This is a genomic window from Micromonospora echinofusca, assembly GCF_017614955.1.
GTDB classification, from domain to species: domain Bacteria; phylum Actinomycetota; class Actinomycetes; order Mycobacteriales; family Micromonosporaceae; genus Micromonospora; species Micromonospora echinofusca_A.
Window position 1 is genome coordinate 1 of the sequence record NZ_WVUH01000631.1, and the last position, 1,559, is coordinate 1,559.

A 1,559-nucleotide genomic window follows, 5' to 3' on the forward strand; every position below is an offset into this window, starting at 1 on the left:
AGTAGTGCTTTGTTAGGTCGTTGTGGCGTGTCGCTTGTATGCGGGTCGTGGTGGTGTTTGGGTGCGATGCGTGGATGAGCGGGAACTCGTTCGGGTGCGGGCGCAGTTGGAGGACTTCGCGGCCGGGATCTTCGCGGGGTTGCGGCGGTCGGATCAGCGGGCGACCGGTCTGCGGTATCTGCGGGGGCTGATGCTGGACGGCCGGCGTAAGTCGATGCAGCCGATGGCGGAACGACTCGGGGTCGATCACCAGCAGTTGCAGCAGTTCCTGACCTCGTCCACCTGGGACGTCGCCGGTGTGCGACGGCGGCTGGCGACGGCCGCGGTCGACGTGGTGGCGCCTCAGGTGTGGGTGGTGGACGACACCGGGTTCCCCAAGGACGGCAAAGCCTCGGCATGTGTGGCCCGGCAGTACTCCGGCACCCTCGGCAAGGTCGCCAACTGCCAGATCGCCGTCAGCGTCCACGCCGCGACAGACGCCGCCTCGGCGGTGCTGAACTGGCGGTTGTTCGTGCCGGAGTCCTGGGACGAGGGCTGCGTCCCCGGCCCGGACGGCAAGCCCGCGAACCCGCACGCCCGCAGGCTGCGCCAGCAGCCCGTCACCCTCGATGCGGCCGGGGCGAAGAAACCACACACCCGGGTGCGGCTGCCGCCCGCCGAGCAGATCGAGCAGATCCGCCGCCGGCGGACGGCGTCGAAGGTCCCCGACACCGAGCGGTACCGGCCGAAGTGGCTCATGGCCCTGGAAATGCTCGACGAGCTGGCCGAGTGGGGGCTGCGCCCACCCGTGTTGACCGCCGACGCCGGCTACGGCCAGGTCGCCGAGTTCCGTCAGGGGCTAACCGAACGCGGCATCGGCTACATTGTCGCGACCACGTCGTCCACCACCGCCCAACCCGGCGACGCCCAGCCGGTCGAGGTGCCCTACGCCGGTGTCGGCAGGTACCCCACACCGCGCTACCCCCAGCCGGCCCGCAGCCTGAAAGACCTCGCCCTCACCCACGGTGCTGACGCCACGACGGTGGTGCGCTGGCGTGCCCGGCTATCCACACCGGACCGCGACCCGGACCGGCCCGTCGGTGAGATGTCCGGGCACTTCTTCGCCCTGCGGGTGCGTCCCGCCGGTCGGGTGATCCGACGCGGACCGCAGCGCGGTGACGACGGGGTCCTGCCCGAATGCTGGCTGCTCGTGCAATGGCCTCCCGGCCAGGACGAACCCACCGACTACTGGCTGTCCGACCTGCCCGCCGACACACCCCTTGCCGAACTGGTCCGCCTGGCCAAGAGCCGCTGGCGCGTCGAGCACGACTACCGCGAACTCAAGACCGCCCTCGGGCTCGACCACTTCGAAGGCCGCTCCTGGATCGGCTGGCACCGCCACGTCACCCTCACCGCGGCCGCCCAACTGTTCCTCACCCAACTGCGGACGACCCGCCCAAAAGCAGTGGGGCAGACCTGAGCCTCTACGCCGTCCTGCGGCAACTGCAGTACCTACTCGCGACCTGGCTCGGGTTCTGCCCTCTCTGCCACCAACTCGTCCCAACCTAACAAAGCACTAC

The 1,559-nt window shown here is 69.8% G+C and carries 1 protein-coding gene; it reads left to right on the forward strand.

Annotated elements, in window-relative coordinates:
* The first annotated feature begins 70 nt into the window (after positions 1-70).
* Positions 71-1,459, forward strand: coding sequence for an IS701 family transposase (locus GSF22_RS33475; protein WP_307804516.1), 1,389 nt, complete (start codon positions 71-73; stop codon positions 1,457-1,459).
* Positions 1,460-1,559: the final 100 nt, after the last annotated feature.